The organism is Glycomyces harbinensis, assembly GCF_900101745.1.
GTDB classification, from domain to species: Bacteria; Actinomycetota; Actinomycetes; order Mycobacteriales; family Micromonosporaceae; genus Glycomyces; species Glycomyces harbinensis.
Genome location: NZ_FNAD01000018.1, coordinates 56,961 through 73,699, shown reverse-complemented (window position 1 = coordinate 73,699; position 16,739 = coordinate 56,961). Strand labels below are relative to the sequence as shown.

The following is a 16,739-nucleotide window of genomic DNA, read 5'->3' as shown; positions in this document are numbered from 1 at the left end:
GCTTCATGAAATGCGATGTCATCGACACCGGCGCGTCTCGGGGCGACACTCGTCCGCATGACCACCGACAAGAAGCAGATCATCAGGACCGCGCTCGCCGAACTGTTCGGGAGCGGCGGCACCGACGCCCTCGAGCCGTACCTCAAGGACGACTTCACCGACCGCGGACCGGGCATCGTCGCGTCCGGTAAGGACGAATGGCTCGAGGCGGTGCGCCGGATTCCGGCGGCGGACATGAAGATCGAGATCCGGCTGCTGCTGGAGGACGGCGACCACGTGACGATGCTGTCGCGGCGCTGGCTGCCGTGGGCCGGGCACTGGATCGCCGCGGCCGACGTCTGGCGCTTCGAGGGCGACCGCATCGCCGAGCACGTGGAGGTCTTCCAGCCGATCCCCGAGGACGCCGCCGCGCCGGTCCCCCATAGCCTCATGCCGTGACGACGGTGGGCGAGCAGCTGCGGGCATGGCGGACGCGGCGGCGGATGAGCCAGCTCGACCTGGCGATCGCCGCCGACGTCTCGGCGCGGCACGTCAGCCTGGTCGAGACCGGGAAGTCGAGGCCGAGCGCGGCCATGGTGCTGCGCTTGGCCGAACGGCTCGACGTGCCGCTGCGCGAACGCAACCGGCTGCTGCTCGCCGCCGGGCACGCGCCCCGCTACCGCGAACGGGCGCTCGACGGGGAAGGCCTCGCGGCGGCGCACGGGGCGGTCGCGGCCGTGCTGCGCGCGCACGAGCCGTACCCGGCGGTCGTGATCGACCGGCGCTGGAACATCGTCATGATGAACCGCACGTTGGAGCGGTTCCTGCCGGGCGTCGACCCGGCGCTGCTGCGGCCGCCGGTCAACATGCTGCGGCTGGGACTGCACCCGGACGGTCTCGGCTCGAGGATCGTCAACCTCGCCCAGGTGCGGGCGGTGCTGCGCGCCAGGCTGTCGCGGCAGTTGGAGCGGACGCGCGATCCCGAACTCGCCGCGCTGTACGAGGAGTACCTCGCGCCCCACGCCGGCGACGGCGGCGCCTCGATCGAGGACGAGATCACCACGCCGATGGTCGTCAGGCACGGGGAGCGCGAACTGAAGCTGTTCTCGACCGTGACCACTTTCGGTACACCGCAGGACATCACGCTGGAGGAGATCTCCATCGAGTCGTACTACCCGGTCGACGCGGCGACCGAGGCGCTGCTGCGGGCGCTCGCGGCCGACTAGGGCCGCTCCCGGGCTTTGATAGCGTTTGCATCATGAGCGAGCCGATGCCGTCCGCGTTCCCGCTGCGCCTCCCCGAGATGCCGCTGCACGACCCGTACGTGGTCGCCGACGCCGAGACCGGGCTGTACCACCTGTACACCGCGAACCAGGGGTTCACCGCCGAGTCGACCGGGCCGGTCGCCTCGGGCGGGGTCGGCACGATGGTCTACCGGTCGCCGAACCTCCTCGAGTGGGCCGAGCCGGTGCCGGTCTTCCTGGTGGAGGAAGAGGACTCGCCGTGGGCGGTCCAGGGCGCGTGGGCGCCCGAGGTCCACCGCTGGAACGGCCGCTGGTACCTGTTCACCACGCTGCACGACGCACAGGCGCCGCTGCCGGTGCCGACGCCGGGCGCGTACGGGACCCCGTTCCCGGTCGCGAACCACCGGCGCTCCACGATCGTCGCGGTCGCCGACTCGCTCACGGGCCCGTTCCGGATGCTCAAGCCCGAGGCGCCGATCCTCCCGGCCGGGCTGATGACGCTCGACGGGACGCTGTTCGCCGACGAGGACGGGCGGCCGTGGATGGTCTACGCGAACGAGTGGCTGCAGCGCATCGACGGGACCGTCGAGGCGTTCCCGCTGTCCGACGGGCTGGACGCGGTCGCGGGCGAGGCGGTCATGCTGTTCAAGGGTTCTGACGCGCCCTGGCTCACCCGCGAGATCCCGGCCGGGGTCCCGAACCAGATCGCGCCGTACGTGACCGACGGGCCCCAGCTCCACCGCGCGCCCGGCGGGGCGCTGGTCTGCCTGTGGTCGACCTACGAGAAGAACCGCCTCACGGAGGGCGGGATCGACGGCGACTACGTGCAGACCTGGGCGGTCTCGCGCTCGGGCCGCCTCGAAGGTCCCTGGGAGCAGCGCGAACCGCTCGTGCGCGGCGACTCCGGGCACGGGATGCTCTTCACGACCTTCGAGGGCGACCTGATGCTCGTGCTGCACCGGCCGTTCACCGGGGCGCGCGGAAAGTTCTACGAGATGGCATGGGACGGCGACGATCTGCGCGTCGTGCGCCAGCGGACCGAACTCGACGGCGACTGATCAGATCAGGCCGGGGGCGTCCATGACCTGGGTCTGCTCCATGGCCCTCTGGTATTTCGGCTCGGCCATGCGCCGGCTCATCTCCTCCAGGCTCGGCTCCTCGACGTGCTCCTGGAGCCACCACAGGTGGCCGAGCGGGTCGCGCACGCGGGCGACGCGGTCGCCCCAGGCCTGCACGTCGGTGGCGGGGGTGACGAGGGACGCGCCGGCGTCGACCGCCCGCGCGAGGGCCGCGTCGATGTCCTCGACCCACAGGCGCATCATCGCCGGCGTGTCCACTTTGAACGGCGAGTCGAACATCATCACGATCGAGGTGCCGATGCGGACCTCGGCGTGCCCGATCGAGCCGGGCTCGGCGCCTTCGACGCGGCCGAGCTCTTCGCCGCCGAACGCCTCCTTGAGGAAGTCGATCAGGCGGGCGGTGTCCTTGCCTGCGATCCACGGCGTGACGGTGCCGTAGCCGTCGGGGATCGGGGTGGGCTTGGCGTTCATGGCGACTCGCTTCCTCGGTGGGGATCGGTGCCGTTCGAGTATATCAGAACGGAATTGTTTGTTCCGATAGACTTCCGGATCGGGCGGAACCCGCTGGACACGGGCGCCTCCGCGCTCCGGTCTTCGCGTCCATGAAGCTGAGGCCTCGGCGATCCCGGGTCATGTGAGCAGGGCCTCTCGCCATCGGAACCGCTGTGGTGCAGCGGATTCGGCGGGAGGCCCTGCGGCCCGCCCGTTGCCGACGCATACTCCGGCATGATTCGGGAACTCGCCGATCGGGTCGAAACGGGCATTGGTGCTCCCGCCTCGGCTCGTGAATGGGACCGGGACGGGCGAGGGTGTCGACCGTCTCGGTCACGCCCGGCCCTCGATCAGGAGGGCCGGGCCCTACACCGTCAGCAGCCGATCCTCTCCGGGCCGAAGGCCACGTCGTCGTACCAGAGGGTGTCGGCGTCGTTGCCGTAGCTCTCCCAGCCGAGGCGAAGGTCGGCCAGGTCCGGGTTCCAGCCCGCCTTCGAGAGCCACTGCGCGTCCACGTCGTGGGTCGCGACCCCGTCCACGACCAGGCCCTCCACGAGGGAGCCGTTGGTCCAGGTGTTCAGGAAGCCGCCCGCGATCTGGAACTCGACGCACGTCCACTCGCCGACCGGCAGCGGCTCGCTCAGCGCGACGCCCGCCGGGCTCTGGGCCGGGAGGGTCGCGTCGTCGGACTCGCGGTTCCACTGCAGCGCGCTGTTCTGGCCGCCCAGGCGCAGGTCGGTGTTCGCGTCGTTGCGGTCCTGCATGGCGATCATCGTGGTGTGCTGCGCCGGCTGCGGCGTGCTGTGCCGCATGTAGACGCGGAACCACTCCGCGTCGGCCGGCAGGTCGCGCCCGACGAACATGTGGTTGCAGTAGGTCGCGCCGCCGTCGATGCGGATCGAGGCGTCGCCCGAGTTGGCGACCGAGCGGTCCACTGTGGCCGTCCCGGTGCCGGTGCAGTCGGACGCGCCGACGGTCCACTCGCCGCCGGGCACGGTGCCCGCCTGGTCCTCGAAGCCGTCGCAGACGGCCCCGGCCGGGCACTCGCCCGGGTCGGTGGTCGGGTCGTCCGTGGGGTCGTCCGTGGGGTCGTCCGTGGGGTCGTCCGTGGGGTCGTCCGTCGGATCCTCGGTCGGATCGATGATGACGCCGCATTCGACGCCGTTGAGCGAGAACGACGCGGGCGAGGCGGCGGGGCCGGAGACGATGAGGCCGAACAGCTCTCGCGACTGCCTGGAGGCGACGGCGGCGTTCCAGCCGACGTCCTCGCCGGTGAACGTGGCGCCGGACTGGCTCCAGTCGACGTTCCAGGCGCTCTGGACCGCGGCGCCGGACGGCAGGTCGAACGCGACGGTCCAGCCGTTCACGTCCTCGCTTCCGGCGGTGAGCGAGACAGTGGCCTGGTGGCCGCCGCCCCACGAGCTGACGACGGTGTAGTCGATCGACTCGCACGCTGCGGCCTGTGCCGGGCTCGCCGCGACCACTGCGATCGTTCCCGCGACGACCGCGCCGGACACGGCCGCGACGGCCGCCAACCTGCGCGGCCTGCTTCTCATGGCTTGCATGCCATGACCTCCTCTGGCTGGGTCCGCCCCACCCCAACCAGACGGCGGACAGATATATAGATATCGACGAATATTATGCCGTACCGGGGAGGAAAAGGGAACGGCGCAGGGCCTCCCCCGGAGGAGGCGTCCGGTTCGAACGCCTCGGCGGGGAGGCCCTGCGCCGCGTCACGGGCTCAGCAGGGTCGGAAGTACTCCCACGAGGCGACGTTCACCGTGCCGGAGCCCTTCGCCTTGTGCTGCCACACGGTCGACTTGTCCTCGTCGTAGGCCTTGGCGACCGTTCCCTTGGACTGGTTGTTGTTGAAGGCCGAACCGCCCGACCAGCTCGACAGGCTCCACAGTTTGCACGTGTAGAACTCGAACCGCGTGCCGCGCACGTCGATGCAGAACCAGCCGCTGTCGCACTTGATGGCGGCGGCCGAGAAATCCGACCCGGAGAGGAGCGGGTCGACGGTGACGTCGAGGCCGTCGTAGCGGATCTCGGTGGCGGAGACCTGCGTCCCGCCCGGGATGCCGCCGAGGACGTCGTCCACGCGCCCTTGCAGGTCGGCGGCCTCGTCCGCGGTGAGGCCCGAGGCGATCGCCTCGGCGGTGAACTCGCCGGCGGTGCCCGCGGGGTCGGCGGAGGCCGCCGGGGCCCCCATGAGTGCGAACGCCGCGATCATCGCGGCGAACATGGTCAGGATGCGTTTGCGCACGTGTTCCTCCTGTGGTGGGACCGGGACGGCGCGAGGACATCGGGCCTAGTCGAGGCCCTTCTCGGCGAGCCAGTCGGTCGCGATGGTGGCGGCCGGCAGCTCCTCGTTCACGCTGCGGGAGTTGAGGGCGACGAGGTCCTCGGGGCTCATGGCCGCGCTGACCTCGTCGATGACCGCCGCGGCGTCGTCGTCGACGCCGTCGCTCGCCACCGGCACCACGTGCGAGGCGAGGAAGAGGCCCTTGGTGTCCTGGAGCGAGACCAGGTCGTTCGCGGCGATCGACGGGTCGGCCGAGTAGATGATGGCGAGCTGGATGTCGCCGTCCTGGAGCGCGGTGACCGTGAGCGGGCCGCCGCCGTCCTCGATCGGCGTGAACCCGACCTCGACGCCGTAGGTGTCGAGCAGGCCCTGGGGCCCGTTGGGCCGGGTCTCGCCTTCCGAGTTGCCGCCCATCGTCATCGGCTCGGTGACCTTGGCGAGGTCGTCGATCGTGGTCAGGCCCCACTGGTCGGCGAACGCCCGCGTGACGGTGTAGGAGTCCTGGTCGGTCGCGGGCGACTGCTCGAGCACGCGGAGCCCGTCGGGGACGGCCTCCTGGAGCGCGGCGTAGACGTCGTCGGCGAGGCGCGCCTCGGTGTCGGGCTCCCAGTACTGGAGCAGCGGGCCCGAGTACTCGGGGAACAGGTCGATGGAGCCGGACTCGAGCTCGGGGACGTAGGCCTCGCGCTGTCCGATGCGGAACTGCCGGTCGACGGTGAATCCTTCGGCCTCAAGGGCCTGGGCGTAGATCTCGGCGATGATCTCACTGGAGTAGTAGTCCTGCGAGCCGACCACGATCGTGTCGCCGTCGCCGTCCCCGCTGGACAGCGGGTCGCTGTTGCCGCAACCGGTCATCGCGAGCGAGCCTGCCAGTACGGCGGCGAAGGTCAGGGTCTGGGTTCGGCGGTTCATGCGGGTTCCTTCTCTCGGGTGTCGGGCGTTCGTTGCGAAGGGTTGCGGCCGGGCGCCGCCAGGCGGACGGCGGCCTGCCGCTGGGCGGTGGCCAGGGCCAGTTCGAGCAGGAGGGCGAGGACGGCGACCAGGAGCGCCCCGGCGAGCATCTCCGCGTACTCGCGGGACTTGAGGCCGGTGAACAGGTAGCGGCCGAGCCCGAAGTCGGCGGTGTAGGCCGCGAGGGTCGCGGTCGCCACGACCTGGAGGGTGGCGGCGCGCAGGCCGCCGATGATAACCGGCGACGCGAGCGGGAGCTCGACCCGGAAGACCACCTGGCGCGAGCTCATGCCGATGGCCTTGGCCGCGCCGGTGGTGGCGGGGTCGACCGCCTGGACGCCGGCGTACGCGCCGGCGAGCACCGACGGGATCGCCAGGACCACGAGCGCGAGCATCGGCGCCAGCAGTCCGATGCCGAGCGCGAGGCCGAGCATCGTCAACAGCCCGAGGGTCGGGATCGCCCGCGCCGCACCGGTGAGGGCGCCGACGACGCCGGCGCCGCGCCTCGAATGTCCGATGAGGACGCCAGCGGGGAGCGCGACGGCCGCGCTGATCCCCACAACGGCGGCCGTGATCGCCAGGTGCTGGAGGACCCGCGTGGGGACGCCGTCGGGGCCGGTCCAGTTCGCGCCGTCGCCCAGCCAGGAGAGGGCGTCGAGGAAGAGGCTCATGCCGCCACCGCCTTCGCCCGCGGCGTCCGCGTCCACGGGGCCGCCGCCCGTCCGGCGGCCAGGAGCAGCACGTCCAGGATCAGGGCCAGGATGATCGTGACGATCACGCCGGTGGCGACCTCGGCCTCGATGCCGCGCTGGAAGCCGTCGGTGAGCAGGGTGCCCAGGCTCGGCACGCCGATGAGCGCCCCGATCGTCACCAGGCTCACGGTGCTGACGGTGACGACCCGGATGCCCGAGAGCAGTACGGGGATCGCGAGCGGGAGGTCGACGCGCCAGAACACGCTGCGCGGCGAGTGGCCCACGGCCACAGCCGCTTCGCGCACGCGCGCGTCGACCGAGCCGAAGGCGTCGGCGGCGGTGCGCACGAGCAGGGCGACCCCGTAGACGCTCAGGGCCACGATCATCGTCGCGGGCGAGCGCAGCGGGATGCCGAAGACCACCGGGATGATGATGAGCAGCGGCAGGGCCGGGATCGCGTACATGAGGGTCGCCGCGCTGAGCAGCGGCGTGCCGATCTTCGGCCGGCGGTGGGCGAGGCGGCCGATGGGCACGGCGATGAGGATGCTGATGAGGATCGCGGGGACGCTCAGGGCCAGGTGGTCGCCCGACAGCTCGATCACTTGCGGCCAGTTCGCATTCAGCCAGGTCACGGCGCGAAGACCCCCACCGGGCGGCCGGTCCCGTCGACGGCGATCGTGCGCCCGTCGACCTCCATGGTGGACAGAGTCCGTTCGGCCCGGTCGACGCCGGTGAAGCCGCGCACGAAGTCGTCGGCGGGCGCGGCGAGGATCTCGGCGGGCGTGCCGCGCTGGGCGATCTGGCCGCCTTCGCGGAGGACCACGACCTCGTCGCCGAGGAGGAAGGCCTCGTCGATGTCGTGGGTGACGAAGAGGATGGTCTTGTGCAGCTCGGTCTGCAGGCGCAGCAGCTCCTCCTGGAGTTCGCGGCGCATGATGGGGTCGACGGCGCCGAACGGCTCGTCCATCAAGAGGATGTTGGGGTCGGTGGCGAGCGCGCGGGCCACGCCGACGCGCTGCTGCTGGCCGCCGGAGAGCTGGCCGGGGTAGCGCCGGCCCATGGCGGGGTCGAGGCCGACGCGTTCGAGCAGTTCCTTCGCGGCGAGGCGCGCCTGCCGCTTCGGGGTTCCGGTGAGCACCGGGACGGTGGCGACGTTGTCGAGGACGGTCCAATGGGGCATGAGGCCGCCGTTCTGGAGCACGTACCCGATGGAGCGGCGCAGTGCGACGGGGTCGCGGTCGCGGACGTCCTCGTCGTCGATGAGGACGCGGCCGCCGGTGGGGTCGACCATGCGGTTCACCATGCGCAGCAACGTGGACTTGCCCGATCCCGAGGAGCCCACCAGCACGACGGTGCGGTGGGACGGCACGGTCAGCGAGAACTCGGAGACGGCCGCTGTGGGCCCCGGATAGGTCTTCGACACCGACTCGAACTCGATCACAACGACTTCCCGACGCAGGCGGTGGATTTGCGGACGCGGACATTCTATACATCGAATCGAGGTATAGGGTGACCCCGTGATCGAACTGATGATCCTGGGTTTTCTCGCAGAAGGGCCGCTGCACGGGTACGAGTTGCGTCGCAGGATGACCCAACTGCACGGACACGCCCGGACCTTCAGTGACGGAACGATATACCCCGCGATCAACCGTCTAGTCGCCTCCGGCGCGGTTCGTCGCGAGATCGGCCCCGGGAATGCCGCGGCGAACCGGGGCACGCTCCAGCTCACCGGGCTCGGGATCCAGCGGCTGCGCCGGCTCCTGCGGGACGCGGACGGGCACGACATCACCGACGGCAGCAGGTTCTTCATCGTCCTGGCGTTCCTGTCGCACCTGCCCGAGGAGGCCGAGCGGCAGGCCGTGCTGCGCCGCCGCCTGGCGTTCCTCGACCAGCCCGCGAGCTTCTTCTACGACGGGGCGCACCCGCTGCGGGCCGCCGAGATCGGCGACCCGTACCGGCGCGGGATCCTCATCACGGCCAAGGCGGCCAGAAGCACCGAACTGGCCTGGCTGCGCGAGCAGCTCGATACCGTCACCGCGAGCGGAAGGAGTCACCCGTGACCTCGACGATGCGCGCCGTCGTACTCGACGCGCCGGGGCCGGTCGCGAACCTGCACCTGCGCGAACTGCCCGTCCCCGAGCCCGGTGACGGCTGGGTGCGGATCGCGGTGAAGGCGTTCGGGCTCAACCGGTCCGAGCTGCACACGCGGCTCGGCCTGGCCGAAGGCGTGGTGCTCCCGCGGGTCCTCGGCATCGAGGCGACCGGCGTGGTCGACGCCGACCCGAGCGGGGCGTTCCGGCCGGGGCAGCAGGTCGCGGCGATGATGGGCGGCATGGGCCGGGTCTTCGACGGCGGCTACGCCGAGTACACATGCGTGCCCGTCGCGCAGGTGATCCCGTTCGAGTCCGATCTGGACTGGGCGACGCTCGGCGCGGTGCCCGAGATGCTCCAGACCGCGTTCGGCTCCCTCACCGTGGGACTCGACGCGAAGCCGGGGCAGTGCCTGCTCATCCGCGGCGGCACGTCCTCGGTCGGACTGGCCACGGCCGTGCTCGCCAAGCACCGGGGCATGACCGTGCTCGCCACCACGCGCGATCGCGCGAAGGCGGACGTGCTCGAACGCGCCGGGGTCGACCACGTGCTCGTGGACGACGGCGACGTGGCCGCGCAGGTGCGCCGGATCGTTCCCGAAGGCGTGGACGCCGCCTTGGAGCTGGTCGGCACGCCGACGCTCCCGGACACGCTGCGCGCGACGCGCGTGCACGGCGTCGTCTGCTTCACCGGGATGCTGTCGAACGAGTGGATCGTCAAGGACTTCTACCCGATCGGCTACCTGCCCAGCGGGGTTCGGCTCACCGCCTACGGGGGCGACGCCGCCGATCTGCCGGGCGCGGTGCTCCAGGGCTTCCTCGACGACGTCGCCGCCGGGCGGGCGCGCGTCCCGGTCGACCGCGTGTTCGACCTCGACCACATCCGCGACGCCCACGCGCTCATGGAGTCCGGTGGGGCCAGGGGCAAGCTCGTCGTCACGACCTGACTCCGACGCGCGCCGGCGGGTGCGTGAGGCGCCGCGATGCGGGCCGAGTTCGACCGGGCGAAGGCCGCCCGCCGGGTCTCCGACGCCGCGGTGCGGCAGGGGATGCTCCTGCCACCTGAAGGGCGAGCTGCGGGCGTGGGGCCGTCCGGCCCGCGCGGGAGCGCGGCTGTTCCTGCCCCGGCCCGGAGGCCGTCTTAGGACCTGCAATGTACCCGCTCCCCCGCCGCTGGTCCGATGCGGCGGAACGAACCCGTTCCTAGCCTTGGCAACACGCCGGGACCGAACCGCGGCCCGGCGAGTTCGAGGAGGAACACCATGACCTTCCTGGTCACCGGCGCGACCGGCAACGTCGGGCGATACCTGGTAGCGCGACTGGCCGAGGCCGGGCACCCGGTCCGCGCGCTCACCCGCGACCCCGCGGCGGCCCGGCTCCCCGAGGGCGTCGAGGCGGTCGCCGGGGACCTCACCGACCTCGCGAGCGTCGAGGCCGCACTCGAGGGCGTCACCGGCCTGCACCTGCTCACGGCCGTCGGGTCCACCAACCAGACCGTGCCGAACAGCGACGACATCGCGGCCGCGGCGGTCAAGGCCGGAGTCCGCCGCGTCACGACACTGTGGAACGGCTACAAGGGACCGGTCGAGGAGGCCGTCGAGGCGAGCGGTCTGGAATGGACGCACCTGCAGCCCGGCGAGTTCATGTCGAACGCGCTGACCTGGGCCGAGGACATCCGCGCCGAGGGCGTGGTGCGCGAACCGTTCGGGGAGGTCGCCCACGCGCCCACGCACGCGGCCGACATCGCCGCGGTCGGCGCGGTCGCGCTCACCACGGGCGCCCACGCGGGCAAGGCGTACGAACTCACGGGCCCCGAACCGCTCACCGTCCCCGACCAGGTCGCCGCGATCAGCGCGGCCATCGGGCGGGAGGTCCGGTTCGAGGTGCTGAGCGAGGAGCAAGGCAAGGACCGGATGCGCGCCATGGGCCTGGACGACCCGACGATCGACTACGTCCTGGGCTGGCGGGCCGACCCGCCGGCGTGGACGACCCGCGCGTCCGACACCGTCGAGCGCGTCACCGGCCGCCCCGCGCGGACGTTCGCCGAGTGGGCCCGCGAGCACGCGGACGCGTTCCGTTAAGCCGTAAGGGAAACCGGGCCCGCGGGAAGTCCTCCCGCGGGCCGCCCGCTTCTCAGGCCTTGAGGCCCTTGGCGATCGCCTCGGACACGGGCGTGGTCGGGCGTCCGGCGAGCCGCGACAGGTCCCCCGAGCCGTTGACGAGCAGGCCGCGCGAGATCGCCTCGTCCACGCCGACCAGGATCGGCGCGATCGTCTCGGGCACGCCCTGGCCGCCGAGGATGCCGCGGAGCTCCTCGCCGGAGATGCGGTTGACCGTGAAGTCCGTGCCGCTCTGCTTGGCGACCTCGGCGGCGAACTCGTCGAAGGTCCACGCGGTGTCCCCGTCGAGCTCGTACTCGCGGCCCTCGTGGCCCACGCCGGTGAGCACCGCGACCGCGGCGGCGGCGTAGTCGGCGCGCGAGGCGGAGGCGACGGCCGCACCCTCGGTGGTGCTCGTGGTGATCGCGCCCGCCGCGAGGACGCCGGGCAGGCCCTCGGTGTAGTTCTCGTGGTACCAGCCGTTGCGCAGCAGCGTGTACGGGAGGCCGGAGTCGATGAGGTACCGCTCGGTGATCTGGTGCTCGCGGGCGAGCTCGAAGTCGGCGGCCGGGCCGCCGAGGACGCTGGTGTAGGCCAGGAGCGCGACGCCGGCGTTCTTCGCGGCGTCAATGACGGCCTTGTGCTGCGGGACGCGCTGGCCCACTTCGCTGCCGGAGATGAGGAGGACCTTGTCGCCCTCCCGGAAGGCGTCGGTCAGGCTCGCGGGGTCGTTGTAGTCGGCGACGCGGACCTCGACGCCCAGCTCGCCGAAGCGGGCGGCCTTGGCAGCGTCGCGCGCGACGACGGCGATCTGTTCGACGGGGACCTGGTTGATCAGGCCCTCCACCACGAATGTGCCGAGTTTGCCGGTGGCTCCGGTGACGACGATCATGTAGTTGCTCCTTCGACTGCGATACGGGTCTACGATTGTCCTGCCCAAATGAAAGCACTTTCGTTTTGAAAGTACCATCAAATCGAAAGCACTGTTATCGAGGTAACATCACGCCATGAGCACCAAGTCCTTCGACGCCTTCCCCGGTTTCCAGGTGCTGGCCAGAGGATGCGAGTCCCGCACGGTCCTGGACCACGTCACCGGCCGCTGGGGCACGCTCATTCTGCTCGCCCTGGATCAGGACTCGAAGCGATTCAGCGAACTCCGCCGCACCGTCGACGGGATCAACGAGAAGGCCCTCGCGCAGAGCCTGCGCCAGCTCGAACGCGACGGATTCGTCGACCGCATCGCCTCCGAGGGCTACCCCTCCCGCGTCGAGTACCGCCTGACCGAGCCCGGCCGCCTGATCACCGGGCACCTCTCGGCGCTCGTCCTGCACCTGTACGACGACATGCCGCGGGTCCTCGCCGCCCAGGAGGACTACGACGCGCGCCACCCCGCCGCGCCCTGAGCGCAATGGTCCTGAAAGCGCATTGAACCTGTCCGAAATCGCAGGTGGTGGGCCCGAGCCGTCCTAGACTCGGGCCATGGCTGCGCGGGTCTCGGGTTCGATCCGACTGCGGCCGGGCACCGCCATTCCGCTGTGGGTCCGGCTGCTGCCGCTCGGAGCCCTGTTCGCGGCCTCCATCTTCCAGCTGTTCCGGCCCGACCCGCTCCACGCGGGGATCGCGATGGCCGTCGTGCCCGTGCTCGCCGCGTTCGTCCTCGGGCCCGCGTGGACCGCGGTCATCGCCGGACTCGCCCTGGGAGTCGTCGCCGCGCCGCTGCCGGTGTCGCGGCGGTTCGACGGGGACGACATCGTGGTGGTCGCCATCGTGTTCGCCACGGCCATCGGCATCTCCTGGATCCGCCGCCGCTTCGAGGCGGGGCTGGTCACGATGCTCAGCGTCTCCGAGGCCGCGCAGCAGGCGGTGCTGCCGGACCTGCCCGAGCGGGTCGGGGACCTCGCGTGCGCCGGGCTCTACCACTCGGCGCAGCGCGGCGCCCGGATCGGCGGGGACCTGTTCGACGTGCGGCCCAGCCCGTTCGGGACGCGGCTGATCCTCGGCGACGTGCAGGGCCACGGGCTCGACGCGGTGGGGACGGCCTCGATGCTGCTGTCGGTGTTCCACGAGGCGATCCTGGACGAGCGGGAACTGGGCGGGATCGCATGGCGGCTGGAGCGGCGGATCCTCGCCGACGCGGTGCACGGCTACGTGCCGGAGCTGTTCGCCTCGGTGCTGCTGGCGGAGTTCGCGGAGGACTCGGACGAGGTGCGGCTGCTGTCGTGCGGGCACCCGTCGCCGCTGATGCTGCGGGGCGAGAGGGTCGAGGAGGTCGACCTGAAGCCGGCGCCGGTGCTGGGGCTGCGGCTGGCGGCGCCGGTCCGGCCGAGCACGGCGGTCGCGGTGCCGTTCGGCGCGGACGAGACGCTCCTGGCGTTCTCCGACGGGCTGGTCGAGGCGCGCGACGAGGACGGGAACTACTACCCGCTCGCGAGCCACCTCAACGGCCTGATGGTGCCGTCGCCGCGGCGGCTCATCGAGTTCGTGTGGGACGACGCGTCGCGCTTCGCGACCCGGATGGACGACGACGTGAGCATCCTGGCGGTCACGAGGATCGGTCGGGAACAGGCCGCGGAAGCGGCCGGGATCGAAGCGGTCGAAGCCGAGGCGGCCTGAGCGGTTCGCGGGCAGGGTCCGAGCCGAAGGGGCCCGTTCGCAGCGCCCCCGATCCAAGAACCGTGACATAGGGGTGTGACATCGCGGCGCCGGCATCGCGGGCGATGGTTTTTCAATCCGTTAGACAAAGGGTGTTCACAAGCGTGGGATTTTGTGGAAATATCGAACTGATTCGATTCCAGCCCCCCGAATGGAGACACCGATGTCATCCCCCCGACCGAGGCGAGGGCGGGCGCTGGCCGCGGCCGGCGCCACCGGGCTCGCCGCGGTGCTCGCCGCGTCGGCCCTCCCCCAGCTGACCGGTGCCGCGAACGCCGAAGAGGCCGCGACCGGCGCCGTCACCGTGACGCTCGACCCCTCCTACCAGCAGGCCGAGTTCGAAGGCTGGGGCACGAGCCTCGTCTGGTTCGCCAACGCGACCGGCGGCTACCCCGACGAGATCCGCGAGCAGCTGGCCGAGATGGTCTTCGGCGAGGACGGCCTGAACCTCAACATCGCCAGGTACAACATCGGCGGCGGCAACGCCCCCAACATCGACAACGGGTACCTGCGCGGCGGCGCCTCCGCCGTCCCCGGATACTGGGCCGCCCCCGAGGGCACCACCCAGGAGGACAAGGACTGGTGGGACCCCGAGAACCCCGACCACTGGAACTGGGACGCCGACGCGAATCAGCGCTGGTGGATCGACCAGGTCAAGGACGACGTCACCCACTGGGAGGCGTTCTCGAACTCCCCGCCCTACTTCCAGACCGTCTCCGGTTACGTCTCGGGCGGTTTCGACGCGAGCGAGGACCAGATCCGCACCGACTCGGTCGACGAGTTCGCGACCTACCTGACCGAGGTCATGGAGCACGTCGAGGCCGAGCACGGCATCGAGTTCGACACCGTCGACCCGCTCAACGAGCCGAACACGGACTACTGGGGCACCCAGCTCGGCGCCGACGGCGTGCAGCCCACGGGCGGACGCCAGGAGGGCGCCCACGCCGGGCCCGAACTCCAGCAGCTCGTCGTCAACGCGCTCGCCGAGCGGCTCTCGGCCTCGGAGACCGAGGCCGTCATCGCCGCGATGGACGAGACCAACCCGGGCACCTTCACCGCGAACTGGAACGCGTACACCGAGGAATCGCGCGCGAACGTGGACCAGATGAACGTCCACACCTACGGCACCGGCGGGCGCACCGGCGTCCGCGACCTCGCCAAGGGCAGCGACAAGCCACTGTGGATGAGCGAGGTGGGCGGCGCCTGGACCGACGGCCAGGACTACACCTCCATGGAGAACGGCCTGGGCATCGCCACCCGCATCACCGACGACCTGCGCGAGCTCGAGCCGTCGGCGTGGGTGCTGTGGCAGCCGGTCGAGGACAGGAACGAGGGCCACAGCTGGGGCGAGATCCAGCTGCCCTTCGACTGCACCGCCGAGGACACCCTCGAGACGTGCCCGATCATGACCAACACGAAGTACGACACGATCCGCAACTTCACGCACTACATCGAGCCGGGCGACCACGTCATCGGGACCGACAGCGCTTCGGCGACGGCCGCGATCGAGGCCTCGGGCGGCGGGGCGAACGTGGTGTACACCAACAACTCCGAGCAGGCGATCGAGGTGACGCTCGACCTGTCCGGGTTCGAGCGCGTCAAGCACAGCGCGACCGTGACCCCGGTGGTCACCAGCGCCGACGGCGCGCTCGTCGAGGGCGACCGGGTCGAGGTGCGCGGCGAGTCCGCGACGCTGACGGTCCCGGCCAAGTCGGTGACCACCTTCGTGGTGAAGGGCGTCTCGGGCGTCGACTGCGACGCCGAGCTGTTCCAGGACGGCCACGTGTACCGCTTCGACGGTGTGCAGAGCGGCAGGTCGATCGCCCCGTCCGAGGACGGCACCGGGATCGTGCTCGCCACCGACGACGCGTCCGACGGCGGGCAGCTATGGTCGGTCGAGCAGCTGACCGACGGCTATTCCAACCGCGAGGAGTACGCGATCACCAACGCCGACACGGGTTCACGTCTGGCGGTGGCCGACGGGCTGGCGGTGCTGGAGTCCGCGGAGGACGACGCGTCCGATGCGGCCCGGTGGTACCTCTCGACCACCGGTGACGGGACCTTCGTGCCGGTGAACGTGGCGACGGGACTGGTGCTGGACGTGTGGGGGCAGGCGACCGCGGACGGTTCGCCGATCCAGACGTACACGCCGACGGCGGCGAGCAACCAGCGCTGGGGCGTCACCGACGAGACGGTGCTGCGCGCGGCCGACGTCGCGACGTACACCGTCCCCGGCCACGTGCCCGAGATGCCTGGCGTCGTGCCGGGGGTCTACCGGGACGGGGAGCGCGGGGCGCTCCCGGTCGAGTGGGACATGCCGCGAGAGTCCAAATGGGACCGTCCTGGGACGGTGACGGTGTGGGGCGAGGCGACCGATGCGCTCGGGAACACGTTCCGCGCCAAGGCGAAGGTGAGCGTCGACCGGTTCTCGGAGACGGCCCCGGCATCGGCCGTGACGTATCCGGGCTTCACGCCGGACCTGCCCGATACGGTGATCGCGTTGGGAGACAGGGGTACCGAGGCCGCGGTGCCGGTGGTGTGGGAGGAGCCCGCCGAGGGGGCCTTCGACGACTACGGCACGGTGACGCTGGAGGGCACGGCCACGCTCATCGACGGGACCGCGCTGGACGCGGTCCTGGAGGTCGAGGTGACCGACCCGATCGAGGTCAACGTGGCGACGGGCGAGGGCGTGACGACCTCGGCGACCTACACGGAGCCGGGCTATTCGACCGAGGCGCTGCGCAACGGGAATCTGACGGACAAGGGCTGGTCGAACTGGAAGTCCGGGCCGTTCAACGCCGAGGACACGATCACCGTGGCGCTTCCCCAGGAGCGGGACGTGACGCGGGTGGTCTCGCACTTCTGGAGCGACGGCGGCCGGGCGAGCTACGCCGACACGCTCCAGGTGCAATATCTGGACGCCGAAGGGAACTGGCAGAACGCCGGCGCGGTGGTCGACGTGCCGACCGACGAGGTGCCGGTGATCGACGTCGAGGTGAACGCGACGACCTCGGCGATCCGGGTGGCGATGACCGCCGGCTCGGGAGGCACCGTCGGCTGGATCGTCCTGAGCGAGATCGAGGTCTACGCGAAGGCCCCGGCCGCTTAGGCGATCGTCGTATGAGGTTTCGGGGCCCTTACCGCCGTTCGGCGGTA

General features: G+C 71.2%; 17 protein-coding genes. 9 read left to right on the top strand and 8 right to left on the bottom strand.

Going from position 1 to position 16,739, the window contains the following annotated elements; genetic code table 11:
- The first annotated feature begins 57 nt into the window (after positions 1–57).
- From BLQ63_RS23235 to BLQ63_RS23225, 3 genes are read left to right on the top strand one after another with little or no spacing between them, the layout of a single operon-like run.
- Entirely contained in the window at positions 58–438 is a 381-nt protein-coding gene (locus BLQ63_RS23235) for a nuclear transport factor 2 family protein (RefSeq protein WP_177155069.1), read from the top strand.
- Positions 435–1,205, top strand: a complete 771-nt coding sequence (locus tag BLQ63_RS23230) for a helix-turn-helix domain-containing protein (RefSeq protein WP_091039916.1) — start codon at positions 435–437, stop codon at positions 1,203–1,205. The genes BLQ63_RS23235 and BLQ63_RS23230 overlap by 4 nt, the downstream gene beginning before the upstream one ends.
- A 32-nt stretch (positions 1,206–1,237) precedes the next feature.
- A complete protein-coding gene (locus BLQ63_RS23225) occupies positions 1,238–2,281 on the top strand; it encodes a glycoside hydrolase family 43 protein (protein ID WP_091039915.1) in 1,044 nt (347 codons plus the stop codon).
- On the opposite strand, the gene BLQ63_RS23220 is transcribed toward BLQ63_RS23225, so the two are convergent.
- From BLQ63_RS23220 to BLQ63_RS23190, 7 genes are all read right to left on the bottom strand, one after another.
- Positions 2,282–2,773: a VOC family protein gene (locus tag BLQ63_RS23220; protein WP_091039914.1), complete on the bottom strand. Its 492-nt coding sequence runs from the start codon at positions 2,771–2,773 to the stop codon at positions 2,282–2,284.
- A 395-nt stretch (positions 2,774–3,168) separates the two neighbouring features.
- On the bottom strand, positions 3,169–4,359 hold the full coding sequence (locus BLQ63_RS23215) for a cellulose binding domain-containing protein (protein WP_091039913.1): 1,191 nt from the start codon (positions 4,357–4,359) through the stop codon (positions 3,169–3,171).
- Positions 4,360–4,535: 176 nt separating this feature from the next.
- Positions 4,536–5,060 carry a hypothetical protein gene (locus BLQ63_RS23210; protein ID WP_091039912.1) on the bottom strand — a complete coding sequence of 175 codons (525 nt, stop codon included), beginning with the start codon at positions 5,058–5,060 and terminating at the stop codon, positions 4,536–4,538.
- A 45-nt stretch (positions 5,061–5,105) separates the two neighbouring features.
- Positions 5,106–6,011 (bottom strand): ABC transporter substrate-binding protein, encoded by a 906-nt coding sequence (locus BLQ63_RS23205; protein WP_091039911.1) that lies wholly within the window; start codon positions 6,009–6,011, stop codon positions 5,106–5,108.
- The gene (locus BLQ63_RS23200; protein WP_091039982.1) at positions 6,008–6,721 is read right to left on the bottom strand and encodes an ABC transporter permease; all 714 of its coding nucleotides are present in this window, start codon (positions 6,719–6,721) and stop codon (positions 6,008–6,010) included. Before BLQ63_RS23200 ends, BLQ63_RS23205 begins: the two co-directional genes overlap by 4 nt.
- Positions 6,718–7,374: an ABC transporter permease gene (locus tag BLQ63_RS23195; RefSeq protein ID WP_091039910.1), complete on the bottom strand. Its 657-nt coding sequence runs from the start codon at positions 7,372–7,374 to the stop codon at positions 6,718–6,720. The genes BLQ63_RS23200 and BLQ63_RS23195 overlap by 4 nt, the downstream gene beginning before the upstream one ends.
- Positions 7,371–8,183, bottom strand: a complete 813-nt coding sequence (locus BLQ63_RS23190; RefSeq protein WP_091039909.1) for an ABC transporter ATP-binding protein — start codon at positions 8,181–8,183, stop codon at positions 7,371–7,373. The genes BLQ63_RS23195 and BLQ63_RS23190 overlap by 4 nt, the downstream gene beginning before the upstream one ends.
- Positions 8,184–8,259: 76 nt before the next feature.
- On the opposite strand from BLQ63_RS23190, the gene BLQ63_RS23185 reads away from it, so the two are divergent.
- From BLQ63_RS23185 to BLQ63_RS23175, 3 genes are all read left to right on the top strand, one after another.
- On the top strand, positions 8,260–8,802 hold the full coding sequence (locus tag BLQ63_RS23185) for a PadR family transcriptional regulator (RefSeq protein ID WP_091039908.1): 543 nt from the start codon (positions 8,260–8,262) through the stop codon (positions 8,800–8,802).
- Positions 8,803–8,810: 8 nt separating this feature from the next.
- Positions 8,811–9,779 carry a zinc-binding dehydrogenase gene (locus BLQ63_RS23180; protein WP_091039981.1) on the top strand — a complete coding sequence of 323 codons (969 nt, stop codon included), beginning with the start codon at positions 8,811–8,813 and terminating at the stop codon, positions 9,777–9,779.
- Positions 9,780–10,094: 315 nt separating this feature from the next.
- Entirely contained in the window at positions 10,095–10,913 is an 819-nt protein-coding gene (locus BLQ63_RS23175) for an NmrA family NAD(P)-binding protein (protein ID WP_091039907.1), read from the top strand.
- A gap of 52 nt (positions 10,914–10,965) precedes the next feature.
- On the opposite strand, the gene BLQ63_RS23170 is transcribed toward BLQ63_RS23175, so the two are convergent.
- On the bottom strand, positions 10,966–11,823 hold the full coding sequence (locus BLQ63_RS23170) for an SDR family oxidoreductase (RefSeq protein ID WP_091039906.1): 858 nt from the start codon (positions 11,821–11,823) through the stop codon (positions 10,966–10,968).
- 115 nt (positions 11,824–11,938) lie between these two features.
- On the opposite strand from BLQ63_RS23170, the gene BLQ63_RS23165 reads away from it, so the two are divergent.
- From BLQ63_RS23165 to BLQ63_RS23155, 3 genes are all read left to right on the top strand, one after another.
- Complete coding sequence (locus tag BLQ63_RS23165; RefSeq protein ID WP_091039905.1) at positions 11,939–12,334, top strand: winged helix-turn-helix transcriptional regulator; 396 nt, start codon at positions 11,939–11,941, stop codon at positions 12,332–12,334.
- A 76-nt stretch (positions 12,335–12,410) separates the two neighbouring features.
- Complete coding sequence (locus tag BLQ63_RS23160; protein ID WP_091039904.1) at positions 12,411–13,544, top strand: PP2C family protein-serine/threonine phosphatase; 1,134 nt, start codon at positions 12,411–12,413, stop codon at positions 13,542–13,544.
- 202 nt (positions 13,545–13,746) lie between these two features.
- Entirely contained in the window at positions 13,747–16,692 is a 2,946-nt protein-coding gene (locus BLQ63_RS23155) for an RICIN domain-containing protein (RefSeq protein WP_091039903.1), read from the top strand.
- Positions 16,693–16,739 lie beyond the last annotated feature (47 nt).

Excerpts from the sequence above, each read along its gene's own strand:
- BLQ63_RS23235 (WP_177155069.1), top strand. The coding sequence starts at position 58 with ATGACCACCGACAAGAAGCAGATCATCAGGACCGCGCTCGCCGAACTG.
- BLQ63_RS23225 (WP_091039915.1), top strand. The coding sequence starts at position 1,238 with ATGAGCGAGCCGATGCCGTCCGCGTTCCCGCTGCGCCTCCCCGAGATG.
- BLQ63_RS23220 (WP_091039914.1), bottom strand. The coding sequence starts at position 2,773 with ATGAACGCCAAGCCCACCCCGATCCCCGACGGCTACGGCACCGTCACG.
- BLQ63_RS23215 (WP_091039913.1), bottom strand. The coding sequence starts at position 4,359 with ATGCAAGCCATGAGAAGCAGGCCGCGCAGGTTGGCGGCCGTCGCGGCC.
- BLQ63_RS23205 (WP_091039911.1), bottom strand. The coding sequence starts at position 6,011 with ATGAACCGCCGAACCCAGACCCTGACCTTCGCCGCCGTACTGGCAGGC.
- BLQ63_RS23200 (WP_091039982.1), bottom strand. The coding sequence starts at position 6,721 with ATGAGCCTCTTCCTCGACGCCCTCTCCTGGCTGGGCGACGGCGCGAAC.
- BLQ63_RS23180 (WP_091039981.1), top strand. The coding sequence starts at position 8,811 with ATGCGCGCCGTCGTACTCGACGCGCCGGGGCCGGTCGCGAACCTGCAC.
- BLQ63_RS23175 (WP_091039907.1), top strand. The coding sequence starts at position 10,095 with ATGACCTTCCTGGTCACCGGCGCGACCGGCAACGTCGGGCGATACCTG.
- BLQ63_RS23170 (WP_091039906.1), bottom strand. The coding sequence starts at position 11,823 with ATGATCGTCGTCACCGGAGCCACCGGCAAACTCGGCACATTCGTGGTG.
- BLQ63_RS23165 (WP_091039905.1), top strand. The coding sequence starts at position 11,939 with ATGAGCACCAAGTCCTTCGACGCCTTCCCCGGTTTCCAGGTGCTGGCC.
- BLQ63_RS23160 (WP_091039904.1), top strand. The coding sequence starts at position 12,411 with ATGGCTGCGCGGGTCTCGGGTTCGATCCGACTGCGGCCGGGCACCGCC.
- BLQ63_RS23155 (WP_091039903.1), top strand. The coding sequence starts at position 13,747 with ATGTCATCCCCCCGACCGAGGCGAGGGCGGGCGCTGGCCGCGGCCGGC.